Genomic DNA, 17,106 nt, shown 5'->3' on the forward strand with positions numbered 1-17,106 from the left:
CGCTGACGCCGCGGGGCTTAGTTGCCGACTCCCGCGAACGCGAGTGCCTGCCGGACCAGCGCGCCGCGACCGCCGCTGAATTCCAGCTGCACGTCAGGGCTCAAGACCTCTTCGGGGGTCATCCAGGTGAGCTCCAAGGCGTCCTGGCGGGGCTCACATTCGCCCGTGACCGGAATGATGTAGGCCAGCGAAACGGCATGCTGGCGGTCGTCGGTGAACCCCGTGTGGGACGGCGCCGGGAAGTACTCGGCGACGGTGAACGGCACCGGGCTGATGGGCAGCTGCGGGAATGCCAGGGGGCCGAGGTCCTTCTCCATGTGACGGAGCAGGGCGGCGCGGATGGTTTCGCGGTACAGGACGCGGCCGGAGACGAGGGAGCGGATCATGGTTCCGTCCTCGTCGGCCTGCAGCAGCGTGCCGACTTCGTTCACGAACCCCAGCGGATCAAGGCGGACGGGTACGGCTTCCACGTAAACCATGGGAAGCCGGCCCCTGGCTTCGAAGAGGTCCTCATCGGACAGCCAGCCGGGATTCGGGTCAGGAGTGCGCACGTTCATGCTTAAGTTCTACCCCATCCCTGCCAGAACCCCGCGCTGGACCGCCCTTCAGTGACGGGAAGCAACCCAGAGCGCCTGGGCGTCCGCCGCTGCGGCGTCCGGATTGGCCACATGCAGAGTCCGCCCGAATGCCTCTTCCGTCATGGTCACTTTGATGCCCGCTGCGGCCAGACGGTCCCGCAGAACCGGCAGCTCGCCCGTGTACTCAAAGCCCAGACCCGGCCGGGCGGCGCCCTCGACGGGGCGCACCATCAGCACCCCGCCGTTCTTGGCGGTGAAATCCACGGTTTCGTCGTCATCCGGCACCGGCCGGAGCCGCGCGCCCATGTTCCGCAGGGTCTGTGCCGCCGCAGCGGCGTCCGGCGTGAACCAGACCTCGACGACGGCGAGTCCCGGATCGGCGTCCGCGCACTGGGCGCCGTGGGCGGCTTTGTCCGCGAAGAAGCTGAAACCGTCCTGGCCCGTGATCCGGCAGGAGGCGCCGTGATCCGCGTCGATAAGCTCGGCCGGGGTGGTCCCGTCCTCCACGGAGGCCAGGTTGGTCCGCCGGGCGAATTCGGCGAGGTCGCCCACCTCGACGCCGAACGACGTCGTGCCATCTTCGGCGGAGCCGGCTTCGGCGGGGTGCAGCGCCAGGCGGCCCGAACCGGCGTCGTACTCTTTCCAGGGACCGTCGTCGACGGTCTTCACCATTCCCAGCGCCGTGAGGAGATGCTCCCAATGGTCCGGGCGGGAAGTGAAATGGATGGGGCGGACACGCAGCATTGGATCTCCAAGGAGTAGGAATGACGGTGGCAATGCCATGATGCCACGCCTTGTTTAAGGAAAGCCGGAGGGCAGAATGTTGCCATGGCCATCGAACTTGAGGAACTGCTGGTGAAGGACGCTGCCGAATGGCGCAGTTGGCTGGAGCAGCACCACGACACGAGCCCGGGGGTTTGGCTGGTGCTGCACAAGAAGGGCGGCAACACCACCGAGCTGGACTATGAAGCGGCACTGCAGGAGGCCCTGTGCTTCGGGTGGATCGACGGACAGGGAAAAAGGCGCGACGACGACAGTTCCTTCCAGCGGATGACGCGCCGCGGACCGAAGAGCGTGTGGTCGGCGCGGAACGTGGAACGCATCGGAAAGCTCGAAGCAGCAGGCAGGATGACGGAGGCCGGCCGGGCCGCGGTCGAGGCCGCCAAAGCGGATGGCCGCTGGGAAGCTGCGTATACCGGGCAGGCGTCCGCGGAAGTGCCTGCGGACCTTGCGGCTGCCATCGCCGCCGAACCGCGGGCGCAGGCCATGTTCGACGTGCTGACCTCGGTGAACCGCTTTGCCTTGATCTACCGCACCAACTCGGTCAAGCAGGCCGCCACCCGGGAACGGAAGATTGCCGGGTTCGTGGAGATGCTGGCACGCGGCGAGACTCCGTATCCGCAGAAGAAGCGCCCCGCCGGGTAACGTGCAACCTCCCGCGGGTCAGGCGCTGGCGTCCTCGTCCACGGGGAAGGCCACGGCCTCGCCCACCACGCGCAGGCAGAGCTCCATGCCCGGCCGCGCGATGGAGGCGTTCCAGTGCCGGATGGTGATCACTTCGCCGCCGCCCGGGAATCGGTGGTCCGGGACGGCCCCGGCTGCCAGTTCCGGGGGCACGGCCAGCTTCAGGCGCACGGTGGTTTCCGGGCCGAAGTAGTCCGTGTCGACCACCACACCGCGGATGGGGCCGTCTTCGGCGATGCGGATCTGCTCGGGCCGCAGCATGAGCTGCACGCGGCCCTGGGCCGGGGGCCTGCGCACCGGAATGCCGCCGAGCGAGCACGTGGCCAGCGAGCCCTCCATCCACGCGTCCAGGATGACGGCGTCGCCCAGGAACTCCGCCGTGGCACGGTCCGCCGGGCGGGTGTAGACCACGAAAGGATTGCCGATCTGGGCCAGCCTGCCCCCGCGCATCACGGCCACCTGGTCGGCGAAGGAGAGCGCTTCGGCTTGGTCGTGCGTGACTAGGATGGTGGTCACACCGGCTTCATTGAGGACCTTGGCCACGGCGCGGCGGGTGGCCACGCGGAGGCCTGCGTCCAGGGCGGAGAAGGGTTCGTCCAGCAGCATCAGCTCCGGCTCGCGGGCCAGGGCGCGGGCCAGTGCCACGCGCTGTTGCTGACCGCCGGACAGCTGGTGCGGCCGGCGCTTGGCCATGGACGGATCGAGGGACACCATTTCCAGGAGTTCGGCGACCCGGGCCGCGACCTCGCGACGCCCGCCGGAGAGGCGGCTGGCGCTGAGGCCGAAGGAGATGTTCTGGCCCACGGTGAGGTGCGGGAACAGGGCTCCGTCCTGGGCGACGTAGCCGACGTGGCGTTTGTGCGCGGGCACCCAGAAACCGTCGCCCGCCACCTTGGCGCCGTTGAGGGAGATGCTGCCGGTGTCGGGATGCTCGAAGCCCGCAATGAGGCGCAGCAGGGTGGTTTTGCCCGAGCCGGACGGGCCCACGATTGCGGTGGTTCCGCCCTTGGCCACGGACAGGTTGACGCCCTTGAGGACCGCCTGGGAACCAAAATTCTTGGTGACGGCCTCGATCTCCAGATGGCTGTTGGTGCTGGGCGCCACGGACGGGGCTATCCGTGGTTCCGGAAGCCTGGAGGGGGATTGTTCTGTCACTGGCCGGCCACTTTCTTGGACTGCTGGAAGAGGAGGTAGGTCATGGGGGCGGAGATGAGGATCATCAGCAGCGCATACGGTGCCGCGCCGGCGTAATCGATCTCGCTGCTTTTGCTCCAAAATTCCGTGGCAAGGGTCCGTGTGCCATTGGGGGAGAGCAGCAGGGTGGCCGTCAGTTCGTTGACGATTGCTAGGAACACAAGGGCGGCCCCGCCTGCCGCAGCGGGCGCCGTGAGCCGCAGCGTGACGCGTATGAAGGACACCAGCGGCGGCTTGCCCAGCGCCTGCGCGGCTTCGTCGAGTTCCTTGGGCGCCTGGGACAGGCCGGCCCGGATGTTCACCAGCGCGCGGGGCAGGAACAACAGCACATACGCGGCAATGAGGAGCACGGTGGTCTGGTAGAAGCCCGGGGCAACCCTGATGCTCACGGTCACGAAGGCCAGGCCCACCACGATGCCCGGCATGGAACTGGTGACGTAGTTGGACAGCTCCAAAGCCTTGCTGAACCAGCTGGGGTGCCGCACGGCAAGGTAGGCCATGGGGAACGCCACCACGGTGGTGGCTAGCGCACCCGCCAGCCCGTAGCCCATGGTCTGTATCAGGGCCGGAAGGAATTCGTCGGCTACCCAAATATCGCCCCCGCCTGCGACGATCCAGCGCAGGACAAACGTCAGCGGCAACCCGAACGCCAACGCCGTAAGTCCGGCCAGGAAAAGCTGGGCCGGAGCCTGGTAGACGTGCAGGGGAAGCCGCAGCGCCCTGGCCTGCGCGCCGGAGCCCACACGGGCGTATCGGGCGGTGCCGCGGCTCCGCACCTCCACCAGGAGCAGGATGAGGCAGAAGAAGACGAGCACGCTGGCCAGCATGTTCCCGGCCGTGCCGTTGAACGTGGACTGGTACTGAACCATGATCGCGGTGGTGAACGTGTCAAAGCGGATCATCGCAAAGGCACCGTATTCAGCCAGCAGGTGCAGCGAGACCAGCAGCGCGCCGCCGGTCATGGCGATTCGGAGCTGCGGGAGGACCACCCGGAAGAAGGTGCGCCACGCGCCCAGGCCCAAGGAGGCCGCGGACTGCTCGATCGCGGGGTCAAGCCTGCTGAGGGTGGCTGCGGCGGGGATGTAGACGAGCGGGAAATAGGACAGCGTGGCGATCAGGACACCGGACCAGAGGCCGCCCATGGACGGCACGGCGGAAACCCAGGCGTAGCTGTTGACGAAGGCGGGGATGGCCAGCGGCGCGGCCAGCAGCACGGCCCACCACTTGTGGCCGCGGAGGGTGGTCCGTTCCACCAGCCAGGCCCCGCCCACCCCCAGAACCACGCAGAGCGGCACGGTGATTGCCATCAGCAGCACCGTGTTGAGGAGAAGCTCGCCGACGCGCTCACGGAAGATCAGCCCGACGGCGGTGTCCCAGCCCGTAGCGACCGTCATGACGATCACGTACCCCAGGGGGATCAGCGAAAACAGGGCAATGAGAATGGCGATGAGGGATACTGCGGAAACGCCGAAAGGCGGGCGGGGGCGCTTGCCCCTACCCGCCGTCGTCGTGCTTCCGGAAGTTTCCGGTGCCGCTAGGTCAGTTTCCACTGAGTTACAGGAGTCCTGCCTTGGTCATCAGTTCGGTGACCTTTTCGGAGTTGAGCTTGGCCGGGTCAACAGTGGGTGCCTGCAGGTCCTTCAGCGGGACCAGCTTCTCGTTGGCCGGGACATCGGATGCAATGGCGTACTCGAAGGAGGTGCCCTTCTGGAGGACTTCCTGGCCCTTCTTGCCGGTGATGAACTTCAGGAATGCCTGGGCAGCCGCCGCGTTCTTGGAGGTCTTCAGCACGCCGCCGCCGGAGACGGAGACGAATGCGCCCGGGTCCTGGTTCTTGAAGTAGTACGGAGTGACGTTCTTGGAGTTCTCGCCCGTCTTCGCCTGGTCGCCGTAGTAGTAGTAGTGGTAGATCAGGGCGGCGTCCACTTCACCGGCGTTGACGGCCTTCATGGCTGTGCTGTTGCCCTTGTACGCCTTGTAGTTCTCCTTCATGCCCTTGAGCCATTCCTCGGCCGCGGCTTCGCCCTTGAGCTCAACCAAGGCCGAAACGATGGCCTGGAAGTCTGCGCCGGACGGCGAGGCGGCCCACTTGCCCTTCCACTCCGGCTTGGCCAGGTCCAGCATGGACTTCGGCAGCTTGTCCTCACTCAACTTGGCCTTGTCATAGACCAGGACCGTGGAGCGGGCGGCGATGCCGGTCCACTTGTTGGTGGAGGGGCGGAACTCGGCGGGCACCTGGCCAACGGTGGCCTTGTCCACGTCCGCGAAGAGGCCAGCGTTCTCAACCTGCGCCATTGCGGGCGAGTTTTCCGTGAGGAACACGTCGGCCGGTGAGGCGGCGCCTTCCTGGATGATCTGGTTCGACATCTCGGTGTCATCGCCCTGGCGGAGGGTGACCTTGACGCCGGTTTCCGCGGTGAAAGCGTCAACCCATTCCTTGGTCAGGCTTTCGTGCTGGGCGTTGTAGACGGTGATTTCGCCGGAGACCTTGCCATCGGCCGCGGCGGTGCTGGCAGCGGGGGTGGAACTTCCGGAGCCGCAGGCGGCGAGGCCGAGGGCTGCGGTGGCGGCGAGTGCGATTCCTGCCAGCGCGTTGGTGCGGATCTTCATTGGGGGCTTCTTTCTGGAAAAAACTCTCGGTGGACCGGAGTCCGCATGAGGGGGAAGTTAGGGCATGCTCACTGCAAAAAACTGTAGGTTAGCCAAACCTAAGGAACCAAGCCGAAGCAGGCTTAAGTGATCAGGATCACATCAATTACGGAACTTTTACGTGACTTAATTACCGCCGCCCGGAGGGTGGGGGCGTTCGATTGTCAGGTCGGTGCCCCAGGCCGGGTGCCCTGGGGCACCGACCTGGGGCACCGCGGCGGCCTCCAGCACCATCCAGGCCTGGAGCTGGGTGGAAAGTTCGACGACGGCACCCGCCGGATAGGACCGGGCCGCCGGTGTCTCGGGGAACACCGGGAACACCACGTGCGCGCCATGGCGAGCCAGCGGTTCCTGCGGATCCACGGCGCGGCGGCCCTCCCAGAGCGCCTGCGCGGTCTCCGCAACCAGGGCAGCCGCAGTGGCGCGCGTCCGGTCGGGCAGCCGCCCGTCCGCTGCCGCGAGCGCAAGGTACCGCGCCAGGATTCCGGTAAACAGGCCGCCGTCGCCTGATCCGTCGCAACGGAGCACAGCGGCTGTCCTGCCGGACTCGAGGGCGGCGGGGCGGGTGAGGTTGCGGGACACGGCGCCCACCAGGTCGGCGGCCCGGTCAAGGTTCCCCCGGCCGCCGAGCTCCAGCAGCGCCCCGAGGACCGGGCCCTGGTTGTAGGTGTAAATGGCGGCTTCCAGCACCACTTCGCCGCCCGCGCCGATCCGCAGCCCGTCCTGGTACATGCCCTGGGCGGGGTCGAACAGCTTGGCGTGCAGCCAGTCCACCAGGGCCTGGGCCTTGACGGCATTACCGGTGCGGGCATAGTAGAGCGCCACCGGAGCCGTGGCGGGCGTGTTCTTGAAGTCCCTTTTCTTGCTCCAGAAGGTGCCGCCGCCAAGGTCATCCGTGGAGGCGGAATCGAACTGCAGCGTGAGGCTTTGCCGGATGCGGGCGTTGCGCCGGCTGCCCGGCTTTCGGCTGTCTTCGGCGAGTTTCTCCAGCCGGAGGGTGGACAGCGCGAGCCAGGCCATGTCGTCGTAGTAGCTGTTGACGACCGTAAGGAAGTTGCGCAGCCGGATGCCGGTGACCAGCTGCGAGGCCAGCCGTCCGGCACTGGGCCGGCTCCCGCCGTCGAACCTTGCCCCCCGCGCCAGCTCACGGCGGCCGGCGTCCACGAGGCAGTCCACGTAATGCGCCTGCCACCAGTAGTGCCAGGGGCGCATGAGGTTCTTCAGCCGGCTGGACGGACGTTCGATCGCCGCGATATGCGTTCCGGGCAGGAAGAATAGCCGCTGCCCGAACATCCGGGTCACGGACCGGGCGGCCTCGTCGGCGCGGGCGGACCAGTCCGCGGGCGCGACGGCGTCTGGGGAGGTCATGCTGCCAGCCTAGCGGTGAGTCCGGCCGCCATGCCTCGGGGACGGCCGCCGAACGTGCGGTTTCCGTCCATTCCAGTTAACATTCATTAACTAGCGTTATGGCGGGTTCGGTTCCACATCAAGGAGGATGCATGGACATCAAAGGTACTGTCGCGCTCATTACAGGCGGAGCCTCCGGGCTAGGTGCCGCAACGGCGCGCCGACTGTTCGACGCCGGGGCATCGGTGGTGCTGGTGGACCTGCCGTCGTCGCCCGGCGAAGCGTACGCAGCGGAACTGAACGCTACCGGCGGGGCCGGTGCAGGCGGCCCCGGACCCGGCGGGGTCGGGACTGCCGCCGGCGAGGCTGCCGGCGAGGCGAACGCGTCCAGAGCTTCCGTGCGAACCGCCGTGTTTGTCCCGGCCGACGTGACCAACGAAAACCAGGTCCAGGCCGCCGTCGACGCCGCCGTCGCCCTGGGGCCGCTGCGTATTGTGGTGAACTGCGCCGGGATCGCCACCCCGGGGAAAGTCCTTGGCCGCGAGGGCGTGCTGCCGCTGGACACCTTCAACCGCGTCATCCAGATCAACCTCGTGGGCACCTTCAACGTAATCCGCCTCGCGGCCGCCGCCATGGCCGCCACCGAGGCCGCCGTGACCGAGCTGGGCGGACCTGAGCGCGGGGTCATCATCAACACCGCGTCCGTGGCCGCGTTCGACGGGCAGATCGGCCAGCCCGCCTACGCTGCATCCAAGGGTGCCGTGGCGGCCATGACCCTGCCGATTGCCCGTGAATTGGCCCGGTCCCTGATCCGCGTGGTCACCATTGCGCCGGGCATCTTCGAGACACCCATGATGGCCGGGCTGCCGCAGGAAGCCCAGGATTCGCTGGGGAAGCAAGTCCCGCACCCGTCCCGCCTGGGCCGGCCGGCCGAATACGCCAACCTGGCCGCGCATATCGTGGACAACGCCATGCTCAACGGCGAAACCATCCGCCTCGACGGCGCCATCCGGATGGGACCGAAGTGACCCCGGCGTCGATCCCGGTGCAGCCCGCGCCGGCGGGCCTGGCGGATTCGCTACCCACGGCCGACTTTTTCGGGTTCGAATCACTGCTCAGCGACCGGGAGCGGCGGAAGCTGGAGGAACTGCGCGCATTCCTGGCCGCCGAGATCGCGCCGTTCGCCACAGAGTGGTGGAACAACGCCGAATTTCCCGCCCACATCCTGCCCAAGCTGGCCGCCCTCGAATTGAGCGCCCCGGCCCAGCGCGGCTACAGCCACCTGTTCGCGGGCCTGGTCATTGCCGAGATCACCAGGGTGGACACGTCCATCGCCACGTTCTTCCTGGTGCACCATGACCTCTTCGTGGAATCCCTCTATGGGTTCGGCTCCGACGAGCAGAAGGCCCGCCTTCTCGACGACGCCGCAAGCCTCCGCACCACCGGCGCCTTTGCGCTGACCGAGCCGGAGCACGGGTCCGATGTGGCCGGCGGAATGGAAACGCGGGCGCGGCGCGTTCCCGGGGGAGCGGACGACGGCGGCGACTGCTGGATCCTCAACGGCGCCAAACGCTGGATCGGCAACGGGACGTTCTGCGACTACATGCTCGTGTGGGCCCGGGACGAGGCCGACGGCGCCATCCGGGGATTCATCGTGGACGCGGCCCTCCCGGGCGTCCGCCGGAGCCGGATCGAAAACAAGATCGCCCTGCGCACGGTGCAGAACGCGGACATTGTCTTCCGGGATGTCCGGGTCGCGGAGGCAGACCGATTCGCCGGGATCGGAAGCTTCGAGGACACCAACGAACTGCTCCGCGGGTCCCGGATCATGGTGGCGTGGCAGGCGGTGGGCCAGCAGCTGGCGGCGTTCGACGTTGCCCGGCAGCACGCCGTCGAACGCCAGCAGTTCGGACGTCCGCTAGCCAAATTCCAGCTCATCCAGCAGCAGCTGGTGACCATGCTCGGCAATGCGGTGGCCAGCATGGGCATGATGGTGCGCATCGCGCAGCTCCAGCAGGACGGGGCGGCGGAGATGGCGCAGGTGGCGCTGGCGAAGTCGTACACGAGCGCCCGGATGCGCGAAACCGTGGCCATGGGACGCTCCATCCTGGGCGGTAACGGGATTGTGTCGGATTTCCGGATGGCCAAGATCTTCGCCGATGCGGAGGCGATTTACACCTACGAGGGCTCGTTCGAGATCAACACGCTGATCGTGGGCCGCGCCGTCACCGGAGTGTCCGCCATCGTGTAGCCCTGATGAGCGCGAACGGACACTTGGGGCCCTCGGAGGGTGGGCCTCAAGTGTCCGTTCGCGCTCAGCCGGCAGGGCTTATCTGTCCGTTCGCGCTCAGCCGGCGATCATCGGGTCCTTCTCGCCGGCTTCGATCCGGTAGTCCAGGCTGTTGTTCTTCACCGGCATGGGGCAGGTCCCGTAGGGCGTGAAGGCGCTCGGGTAGTTGATGGCGCGGTTGAAGTCCAGGACCACTGAGCCGTCCGGCCGGGGCCGCGCCGTGGACACCTTGCGCCACTCGTCCGTCGAGTCCCCGTTGGTTTCGTCGTGGAACGTGACGGTCAGGGCTCCGAGCTTCTCCTCTTCCGCCTGCAGGTGGAACTCGTGGTCCTTGCCGGGAAGCCGGAACACCAGCTCACCGACTGTGCGGTGCACGCCGTCCACCAGCGGGTTGGCGGTGCCGATGGGAACATCCACGGGCTCCGGATACGGGTGGAACTCGGCGTCGATCACCAGGTCGGGGCGGTACCCAAAGGTGGGCACGCCGTCGAACTCCGTAAACACCGGCGACCGGGAATCGCGGGTTCGGATTGCGTACTTGTCCGCGCGCATGGCCAGTTCCACCACCACCTGCCTGCCGTCGTCGCCGCCGAACTGGACCCACATCAGCGACTCCTCATCCGCCAGCGCGGCGGAAATGGTGCCGTCCACGGCTTGGCCCGTTGCCACCAGCGTCAGTCCGTCGGCCGCCGCAGCGGTGAGGAACGCCGTCGTCCCGTCCGTTGACCAGAGACCAGGGACGAGGTCGACGGCGGCGGGCCGGCTTTCCAGCCACTGGAACGATGTGAGGGTCAGCCAGCCGTGCTCGCTGGCCAGCGCCTTGTTGCGGTTGGAGCGGAACCGGTTCCAGCGTTCCAGTTGCGCGTCAGTGGAAGTATTCATGGTTCCTCGTTCGTTGTGCCTGGTCCCGGTTACAGGGCGCGGTCTGGTTGGTTCGGGGTGGACAGGGTGGCGGCTATCAGCTGTGAGGCAGCCTCCCGGGCTGTTTGTGCGGCTTCCGGGTCGCCGTCCAGCACGCCGCTTGCCAGGCCCCCGTCCAGAATCAGCGAGAGGCTTCGTGCAAGCCGGTCCGGTCGCGCGGCGCCTGCCTCGGCGGCCAGCCCCTCCATCCACGCCAGAACGGCCTTCTTATGGGCAACCGTGCGTTCATGAACCCGCGTCCCGGACGCTGACTCGGCGGCGGCGTTGATGAAGGCGCAGCCCCGGTATCCGTCGCGGCGGCACGCGGAAGCGAGGGCGTCGAACAGCCCGGCCAGCTGCGCCGCAGGGTCCGGACCCGCGGCCTCCGCCGCAGCGTGGAGCTGGGCCGTCCAGATGGCATCCACCTTGTCCAAATAGGCGAGGATCAGTTCGTCCTTGGCGGGAAAGTACTTGTAGAACGTGGCCTTGGAGATTCCGGATTCCGCGATGATGGTGTCGATGCCCGCAGCGCGCAGGCCGTGGGCGTAGAAGAGCCTGAAAGCGGTGGCCAGGATCTTCTCCCTGGCTGGTCCGGCCGGCGTTCGGACAGCCTGCGCTATGGGTGCTGGCGGCGTCATGACTCCATGGTACACAGACCAGTCTGTCTGCGCCTGCCGCTAGGGGTTTCCCGCCTTCGAAGCCTTTGATGATTGCTTGTCGTAGACAGATCTGTCTGATAGCGTCTTTGCCACTAGTAGACGGACCTGTCTACCCGTGCGCCTCACTACTGAGACGCATCATTGAGACGCACTATTGAGACCAGAATGAGGACGCCATGAAAATTGCAGTACTGGGAACCGGCACGGTCGGCAGGACCATGGCCGGGGCGTTGGCAGGTCTCGGCCATGAAGTAGCTATCGGGACCCGCGATCCGCAGGCCACGCTTGCACGCACGGAGCCGGATGCCATGGGTGCACCGCCCTTCAGCCAGTGGCTTCCGGAGCACCCCCACGTCCACCTGGCTGCGTTCGCCGATGTCGCAGCAGGTGCCGAGCTGGTGGTCAACGCCACCGAGGGGGCGAGCTCCATTGCCGCCCTCACCGCGGCTGGAACGGAAAACCTTGCCGGGAAGATCCTGGTGGATATCGCCAATCCGCTCGACTTCTCGCACGGAATGCCCCCTACGCTTAACCCGGTCAACACGGACAGCCTGGGAGAGCAGATCCAGCGGACGTTCCCGGAAACGAAGGTTGTTAAGACCCTCAATACGATGAACGCCAGCCTGATGGTCGACCCCGGGCGTGCGGCCGGAGGCGACCACTCCGTGTTTGTCTCCGGCAACGAAGCTGCGGCCAAATCCGAGGTGACCACGCTCCTCAAGAGCCTCGGGCACCAGGACGTCATTGACCTGGGTGATATCACCACGGCACGGGGCTCTGAGATGCTCTTGCCGGTCTGGCTGCGGCTCTGGGGCGCACTGGGAACGGCAAACTTCAACTTCAAGATCGCACGCTAGGCCGCCGACGCCCTTTCTCCGGTCAGGGTCCATCGGCAGCTTCCAGACCCTCCGCGGCGCCTCATAAAACAGGCGTCGCGGCGGCGTCAAGGGCGCGAACACTATCTGAGACAAATTCACAGGCCGCAACAGTGCCGGGTAACATCCCATAGGAACACGTAACCCGGCTCACAGTATCCAGCGCAGTGTACGAGCCAAGTCCGAACCCTCGAAAGATAGTTTCCATGGCTGACACTGCAGTAAATCCAGGCACCCATTCCGCAGGCACTGACGTTGCCAGCACCGATCTTGCGTCCGAGCTCCGGGCGGACGTCCGGCGCGTGTCCACGCTGCTGGGCGAATCGCTGGTCCGCCAGCACGGCCCCGAGCTCCTCGACCTCGTGGAGCAGGTCCGCCTCCTGACGAAGGAATCCAAGGAGGCCGCGCGCGGAGGCGCGGACGCCACCGGTCCCTGGAGCTCGCACGACGTCGTCGCCCAGGTCCGCGAACTGCTCGGCTCCCTGCCCATTGACCAGGCCACCGACCTGGTCCGCGCCTTTGCGTTCTACTTCCACCTGGCCAACGCCGCCGAGCAGGTCCACCGGGTCCGTGGCCTGCGGACCCGGCAGGAAAAGGACGGCTGGCTGGCCAAAGCCGTGGAGGAGATCTCCGGCCAGGCAGGGCCGGCCGTGCTCCAGGAAGTGGTCAACGAACTGGATGTCCGCCCCATTTTCACAGCCCACCCCACGGAAGCGTCCCGGCGCTCCGTCCTGGACAAGATCCGTAGGCTGTCAGATGTCCTGGCAGTTTCCACCGAGGAAGGCACCTCCGCCCGCCGCCGCCAGGACCGCCAGCTGGCCGAAGTGATCGACCAGATGTGGCAGACGGACGAGCTCCGCCAGGTCCGGCCCACCCCCGTGGACGAGGCCCGCAATGCCATCTACTACCTGAACAGCATCCTCACCGACGCCATGCCCGAAATGCTCTCGGACCTCTCCGAATTGCTGGCGGAGCACGGCGTCACGCTGCCCTCGCAGAAGGCCCCCATCCGCTTCGGCTCCTGGATCGGCGGCGACCGCGACGGCAACCCGAACGTCACCGCCGGCGTCACCCGAGAGATCCTGCAGATCCAGAACCAGCATGCCGTCCGGATCAGCATTGCCATGATCGACGAGCTCATCGCCATCCTGTCCAACTCCACGGCGCTGGCCGGGGCGGACCAGGAGCTCCTGGACTCGATCGCTACGGACCTCAAGAACCTCCCGGGCCTGGACCGCCGGGTCCTGGAACTCAACGCCCAGGAGCCCTACCGGCTTAAGCTCACCTGCATCAAGGCAAAGCTCCTCAACACGGCCAAGCGCGTGGCGGCCGGCTCCTCGCACGAGCCCGGCCGGGACTACACCTCAACCGCCGGCGTCCTCGCCGAGCTCGGGCTGCTGGAGAAATCACTCCGAAACCACCACGCCGGCCTGGCCGCCGACGGTGCACTCGCGCGGGTACGCCGCGCCATCGCCTCCTTCGGGCTGCACCTGGCCACCTTGGACATCCGCGAGCACGCCGACCACCACCACGACGCGGTCGGGCAGCTCATGGACCGCCTGGGCGGCCCCGGTGTGCGCTACTCCGAACTCAGCCGCGCCGAGCGGCTCGAAGTGCTGGGGGCGGAACTGGGCTCCCGCCGTCCGCTGTCCGGCCACCCGATCAAGCTCGACGGCGTCGCAGACGGCACCTACGACGTCTTCCGTGAGATCCGCCGCGCCCTGAAGACCTACGGCCCGGACGTCATCGAGACGTACATCATCTCCATGACCCGCGGCGCCGATGACGTCCTGGCCGCTGCCGTGCTGGCCCGCGAAGCAGGGCTCGTCAGCCTCTTCGGTGACGCGCCGTACGCCAGGATCGGCTTTGCCCCGCTGCTGGAAACGGTGGAGGAGCTGCGGGCCTCGGCCGAGATCGTGGACCAGCTGCTGTCCGATCCCTCCTACCGGGAACTCGTCCGGCTGCGCGGCGACGTACAGGAAATCATGCTTGGCTACTCGGACTCCAACAAGGAATCCGGCGTGATGACCAGCCAGTGGGAAATCCACAAGACCCAGCGGAAGCTGCGCGACGTCGCCGCCAAGCACGGAGTCCGCGTCCGGCTCTTCCATGGCCGCGGCGGCTCGGTGGGCCGTGGCGGCGGACCCACGTACGACGCGATCATGGCCCAGCCGAACGGCGTCCTCGAAGGTGAAATCAAGTTCACCGAGCAGGGTGAGGTCATCTCGGACAAATACTCGCTGCCGGAGCTGGCACGCGAAAACCTGGAGCTTTCCCTCGCGGCCGTCATGCAGGGTTCCGCGCTGCACCGCACCCCGCGTACATCCGAGGACCAGCGCGAGCGTTACGGCCACGTCATGGAAACCATTTCCGATGCCGCGTTCGCACGCTACCGCTCGCTCATCGACGATCCGGACCTGCCGGCGTACTTCATGGCCTCCACGCCCGTGGAACAGCTCGGCTCCCTCAACATCGGCTCGCGTCCGTCCAAGCGTCCGGACTCCGGCGCCGGTCTGGGCGGCCTTCGCGCCATCCCGTGGGTGTTCGGCTGGACGCAGTCGCGTCAGATCGTGCCGGGCTGGTTCGGCGTCGGCTCCGGTCTGAAGGCCGCCCGCGAAGCCGGCAACACGGAGCAGCTCACGGAGATGATGGACCGCTGGCACTTCTTCCGCTCGGTCCTGTCCAACGTGGAAATGACGCTGGCAAAGACGGACATGGACATTGCCGGCTACTACGTGTCCACCCTCGTCCCCGAAGAGCTGCACCACCTGTTCCGGGCCATCCGGGAGGAATACGACCTCACCGTCGCCGAGATCCAGAAACTCACCGGCGAGCACGTGCTCCTCGACGCGCAGCCCACCCTCAAGCGTTCCCTGGAGATCCGCGACCAGTACCTCGATCCCATCAGTTACCTCCAGGTGGAACTGATGCGCCGCATGCGAGCGGAAGGTTCCGAAGGGGAGAGCATGTCCGGGGCCGAGATAGACGAGCGCCTCCAGCGGGCCATGCTCATCACGGTCAACGGCGTAGCAGCGGGCCTCCGCAACACCGGGTAGCCCCCCTCGACTCCGGAGCGGTGAGCGCGAACGGGCAGATAAGGCCCTGCGGACGAGGATCTGCGGGCGTTATCTGCCCGTTCGCGCTGACGTTAGGGTGGATTCCATGCCTTCGTTCCAGACCAGACTCAAGATCACCGGGCTGAAGCCCGGCAACGCTCCCGAGGCCGTGATGGCCGCCGCCGTCGAAGCCCTTGGAACAAGGCACCATGTGGAGTCCAACCAGCTCCAGATCGCCGGCGGAGTGCCGGAACTGAACCTCCGCTTCCTGGTGGAGCCGACCGAGTACACCGGTGAGAACAGCCAGGCGCGGGAATCTGCAGCGATGATGCGCGACGCCGTCGAACGCGTGGCGGTGACCGGCGCACTCCTGGTGCTCCGCCGCAGCCGCGGCCGCTGGGCTCCCGTCTAAGCGGGATCGCCGGGTTCATCCACGGGGGACCGGCTGCCGCGGCGGCGGGTAACAATCATGCCCACCACGCCGCCGATCACCAGTCCGACCGCGACGCCGATCAGCGAGCTCGCCCAGAACGGCAGCCTGGTGGCGGAGCCGGTGAAGTAACCGAGCCCCGTGAGCCAGGTGCCCCAGAGAACTCCGCCCAATGCGGCACAAAAGCTGAACGCCCGGGTGGTGACGTCGGCAATGCCGGCGGCGGCCGACGTCGCCAGTCGCCCGCCCGGGATGAACCGGACGCCGATGATGGCGCCGTACGTGGTGGAACGGCCCGCTTTCGCGATGGCGGCGTGGATGCCGCTGTGGAATTTGCGGCCCCACCGCCACCGGTCCAGGACATGGCTGAGGCGGCGCTTGAACAGCTGGAACACCACAACGTCGCCGATCCACGACGCCAACGCGGCAAGGATTCCCACGAGCAGGAAGTTGGCGCGGCCTTCTGCGGCGAGCGCCCCGCCGGTGATCACCACCATCTCGGAGGGGATGGGCGGGAAGATGGCGTCGCCAAGGACGATGGGGATGATCCAGAAGTAGATCGCGGCGCCCCAAGTGTCAGCGTTGGCTAGGTCCATGGGCACAAGGTATCTTATTTTCGCGTCTCGGGACTTCCGGTCCCGGCCCGGACTGCGCCGGTATTACGCCGGGGCTTCGCTGAGCCGAAGCCGGCTGCGGTACTCCACCGGATGCCCGGTGATGGGGTCTACAAAACTGATCCCGCGGGCCAGCAGCTGGAGCGGCTTGGTGTAGTCGTCCGGTGCCTTGTCCAGCAGCTCGGGGTAGAAGGCGTCGTTCACGATCCCCAGGCCGAGCGATGCCATGTGCACCCTAAGCTGGTGGGTCTTCCCCGAGTGCGGCTCAAGGCGGTACAGCGCCCGCCGTTCCGGGGCCCCCGCCGAAGTCGGTTCACTTGCGTGAGTGCCGGCGTCGAACGTTTTCATCAGTTCAATGCGGGTTTCCGCATTGGGTTCGCCGTCCACCACCTCGGCCAGCAGGTAGCTGCGGGACTTGGTCATGCGGTTCCGGACCACCATGGGGAAGTCGACGGCGGGGTACCCGGCGGCCGGTTCCGCGGCGGACACGCACTCGTACTCCTTCTGGACCTGGCGCTTCTCAAAGAGGACCTGGTACTTGCCGCGGGTTCCGGGGTTGGTGGAGAGCAGGAGGATGCCGGCCGTCATCCGGTCCAGGCGGTGCATGGGGATCAGGTCCGGGAGGTCCAGCTGGTTCCGAAGCCGTACCAGGGCCGACTCCTGGATGTAGGTGCCGCCCGGAGTGGTGGGCAGGAAGTGGGGCTTGTCCACCACAAGGATGTGGTCGTCCTGGTGCAGGATGCTGAGTTCAACGGGAAGCCGCGTCTCCGGCGGGAGGGTGCGGTAGTACCAGATGAAGGTGTGGTCCTTGAGCCTGGTGCGCCTATCCAGCGGGATGCCGCCCTCGCCCACGATCTCGCCGGCGTCGAAACGGTCCTCGATGCCCTGCGGGTCGATGTGGCCCCACCGGTGCATCATGTAGTCCATCGCGGTGTCCCACGGCCCCTCGTCCGGGAGGCGCAGGCGGGTCGCGTTCACGCCGTCGCGTACGGGGAGGGGGGATTGCATCACCGGTCCATTCTACTTTGCGCGGGGGCGCCCCTTCATTTC

The 17,106-nt window shown here is 67.0% G+C and carries 16 protein-coding genes; 6 read left to right on the forward strand and 10 right to left on the reverse strand.

Going from position 1 to position 17,106, the window contains the following annotated elements; genetic code table 11:
* Nucleotides 1–17 precede the first annotated feature (17 nt).
* A complete protein-coding gene (locus ACFVWT_RS20590) occupies nucleotides 18–557 on the reverse strand; it encodes an NUDIX hydrolase family protein (RefSeq protein ID WP_390251157.1) in 540 nt (179 codons plus the stop codon).
* Between the two features lie 48 nt (nucleotides 558–605).
* Nucleotides 606–1,322, reverse strand: coding sequence for a VOC family protein (locus ACFVWT_RS20595; RefSeq protein WP_390251159.1), 717 nt, complete (start codon nucleotides 1,320–1,322; stop codon nucleotides 606–608).
* Between the two features lie 84 nt (nucleotides 1,323–1,406).
* On the opposite strand from ACFVWT_RS20595, the gene ACFVWT_RS20600 reads away from it, so the two are divergent.
* A complete protein-coding gene (locus ACFVWT_RS20600) occupies nucleotides 1,407–2,003 on the forward strand; it encodes a YdeI family protein (RefSeq protein ID WP_390251161.1) in 597 nt (198 codons plus the stop codon).
* 18 nt (nucleotides 2,004–2,021) lie between these two features.
* On the opposite strand, the gene ACFVWT_RS20605 is transcribed toward ACFVWT_RS20600, so the two are convergent.
* The 4 genes from ACFVWT_RS20605 to ACFVWT_RS20620 form a co-directional block, all read right to left on the reverse strand.
* Complete coding sequence (locus tag ACFVWT_RS20605; RefSeq protein ID WP_390251163.1) at nucleotides 2,022–3,197, reverse strand: ABC transporter ATP-binding protein; 1,176 nt, start codon at nucleotides 3,195–3,197, stop codon at nucleotides 2,022–2,024.
* Complete coding sequence (locus ACFVWT_RS20610) at nucleotides 3,194–4,786, reverse strand: ABC transporter permease (protein WP_390251165.1); 1,593 nt, start codon at nucleotides 4,784–4,786, stop codon at nucleotides 3,194–3,196. Before ACFVWT_RS20610 ends, ACFVWT_RS20605 begins: the two co-directional genes overlap by 4 nt.
* Nucleotides 4,787–4,790: 4 nt before the next feature.
* On the reverse strand, nucleotides 4,791–5,846 hold the full coding sequence (locus tag ACFVWT_RS20615; RefSeq protein WP_390251167.1) for an iron ABC transporter substrate-binding protein: 1,056 nt from the start codon (nucleotides 5,844–5,846) through the stop codon (nucleotides 4,791–4,793).
* Nucleotides 5,847–6,011: 165 nt separating this feature from the next.
* The gene (locus ACFVWT_RS20620) at nucleotides 6,012–7,253 is read right to left on the reverse strand and encodes a glycoside hydrolase family 76 protein (RefSeq protein ID WP_390251169.1); all 1,242 of its coding nucleotides are present in this window, start codon (nucleotides 7,251–7,253) and stop codon (nucleotides 6,012–6,014) included.
* A 131-nt stretch (nucleotides 7,254–7,384) separates the two neighbouring features.
* Here ACFVWT_RS20620 and ACFVWT_RS20625 point away from each other — a divergent pair, with 131 nt between their 5' ends.
* Nucleotides 7,385–8,260 (forward strand): SDR family NAD(P)-dependent oxidoreductase, encoded by an 876-nt coding sequence (locus ACFVWT_RS20625; protein WP_390251171.1) that lies wholly within the window; start codon nucleotides 7,385–7,387, stop codon nucleotides 8,258–8,260.
* Nucleotides 8,257–9,483, forward strand: coding sequence for an acyl-CoA dehydrogenase family protein (locus ACFVWT_RS20630; RefSeq protein ID WP_390251173.1), 1,227 nt, complete (start codon nucleotides 8,257–8,259; stop codon nucleotides 9,481–9,483). Before ACFVWT_RS20625 ends, ACFVWT_RS20630 begins: the two co-directional genes overlap by 4 nt.
* A gap of 96 nt (nucleotides 9,484–9,579) precedes the next feature.
* Here the strand turns inward: ACFVWT_RS20630 and ACFVWT_RS20635 are convergent, their stop codons facing one another.
* Nucleotides 9,580–10,404, reverse strand: a complete 825-nt coding sequence (locus ACFVWT_RS20635; RefSeq protein WP_390251175.1) for a DUF1684 domain-containing protein — start codon at nucleotides 10,402–10,404, stop codon at nucleotides 9,580–9,582.
* 29 nt (nucleotides 10,405–10,433) lie between these two features.
* Complete coding sequence (locus ACFVWT_RS20640) at nucleotides 10,434–11,060, reverse strand: TetR/AcrR family transcriptional regulator (protein ID WP_390251177.1); 627 nt, start codon at nucleotides 11,058–11,060, stop codon at nucleotides 10,434–10,436.
* Between the two features lie 197 nt (nucleotides 11,061–11,257).
* Between ACFVWT_RS20640 and ACFVWT_RS20645 the strand changes: the two genes are divergently transcribed.
* The 3 genes from ACFVWT_RS20645 (at nucleotide 11,258) to ACFVWT_RS20655 (ending at nucleotide 15,424) form a co-directional block, all read left to right on the forward strand.
* The gene (locus ACFVWT_RS20645) at nucleotides 11,258–11,938 is read left to right on the forward strand and encodes an NADPH-dependent F420 reductase (protein ID WP_390251179.1); all 681 of its coding nucleotides are present in this window, start codon (nucleotides 11,258–11,260) and stop codon (nucleotides 11,936–11,938) included.
* A gap of 224 nt (nucleotides 11,939–12,162) precedes the next feature.
* Entirely contained in the window at nucleotides 12,163–15,012 is a 2,850-nt protein-coding gene (ppc, locus tag ACFVWT_RS20650) for a phosphoenolpyruvate carboxylase (protein ID WP_390251181.1), read from the forward strand.
* A gap of 106 nt (nucleotides 15,013–15,118) precedes the next feature.
* Nucleotides 15,119–15,424 (forward strand): hypothetical protein, encoded by a 306-nt coding sequence (locus ACFVWT_RS20655; protein WP_340531566.1) that lies wholly within the window; start codon nucleotides 15,119–15,121, stop codon nucleotides 15,422–15,424.
* Here the strand turns inward: ACFVWT_RS20655 and ACFVWT_RS20660 are convergent.
* Complete coding sequence (locus ACFVWT_RS20660; protein ID WP_390251183.1) at nucleotides 15,421–16,038, reverse strand: DedA family protein; 618 nt, start codon at nucleotides 16,036–16,038, stop codon at nucleotides 15,421–15,423. The two genes, ACFVWT_RS20655 and ACFVWT_RS20660, sit on opposite strands and share 4 nt — an antisense overlap.
* Nucleotides 16,039–16,101: 63 nt before the next feature.
* Nucleotides 16,102–17,064 (reverse strand): RluA family pseudouridine synthase, encoded by a 963-nt coding sequence (locus tag ACFVWT_RS20665; protein ID WP_390251348.1) that lies wholly within the window; start codon nucleotides 17,062–17,064, stop codon nucleotides 16,102–16,104.
* Between the last annotated feature and the right edge of the window lie 42 nt (nucleotides 17,065–17,106).

Source organism: Arthrobacter sp. NPDC058288, from assembly GCF_042880995.1.
Taxonomy (GTDB): domain Bacteria; phylum Actinomycetota; class Actinomycetes; order Actinomycetales; family Micrococcaceae; genus Arthrobacter.

What these genes read in the sequence shown, in the direction of transcription:
- ACFVWT_RS20660 (WP_390251183.1), bottom strand. Translation starts at nt 16,038, where the DNA reads ATGGACCTAGCCAACGCTGACACTTGGGGCGCCGCGATCTACTTCTGG.
- ACFVWT_RS20655 (WP_340531566.1), top strand. Translation starts at nt 15,119, where the DNA reads ATGCCTTCGTTCCAGACCAGACTCAAGATCACCGGGCTGAAGCCCGGC.
- ACFVWT_RS20640 (WP_390251177.1), bottom strand. Translation starts at nt 11,060, where the DNA reads ATGACGCCGCCAGCACCCATAGCGCAGGCTGTCCGAACGCCGGCCGGA.
- ACFVWT_RS20625 (WP_390251171.1), top strand. Translation starts at nt 7,385, where the DNA reads ATGGACATCAAAGGTACTGTCGCGCTCATTACAGGCGGAGCCTCCGGG.
- ACFVWT_RS20620 (WP_390251169.1), bottom strand. Translation starts at nt 7,253, where the DNA reads ATGACCTCCCCAGACGCCGTCGCGCCCGCGGACTGGTCCGCCCGCGCC.
- ACFVWT_RS20635 (WP_390251175.1), bottom strand. Translation starts at nt 10,404, where the DNA reads ATGAATACTTCCACTGACGCGCAACTGGAACGCTGGAACCGGTTCCGC.
- ACFVWT_RS20645 (WP_390251179.1), top strand. Translation starts at nt 11,258, where the DNA reads ATGAAAATTGCAGTACTGGGAACCGGCACGGTCGGCAGGACCATGGCC.
- ACFVWT_RS20600 (WP_390251161.1), top strand. Translation starts at nt 1,407, where the DNA reads ATGGCCATCGAACTTGAGGAACTGCTGGTGAAGGACGCTGCCGAATGG.
- ACFVWT_RS20615 (WP_390251167.1), bottom strand. Translation starts at nt 5,846, where the DNA reads ATGAAGATCCGCACCAACGCGCTGGCAGGAATCGCACTCGCCGCCACC.
- ACFVWT_RS20590 (WP_390251157.1), bottom strand. Translation starts at nt 557, where the DNA reads ATGAACGTGCGCACTCCTGACCCGAATCCCGGCTGGCTGTCCGATGAG.
- ACFVWT_RS20665 (WP_390251348.1), bottom strand. Translation starts at nt 17,064, where the DNA reads ATGCAATCCCCCCTCCCCGTACGCGACGGCGTGAACGCGACCCGCCTG.
- ppc (WP_390251181.1), top strand. Translation starts at nt 12,163, where the DNA reads ATGGCTGACACTGCAGTAAATCCAGGCACCCATTCCGCAGGCACTGAC.
- ACFVWT_RS20595 (WP_390251159.1), bottom strand. Translation starts at nt 1,322, where the DNA reads ATGCTGCGTGTCCGCCCCATCCATTTCACTTCCCGCCCGGACCATTGG.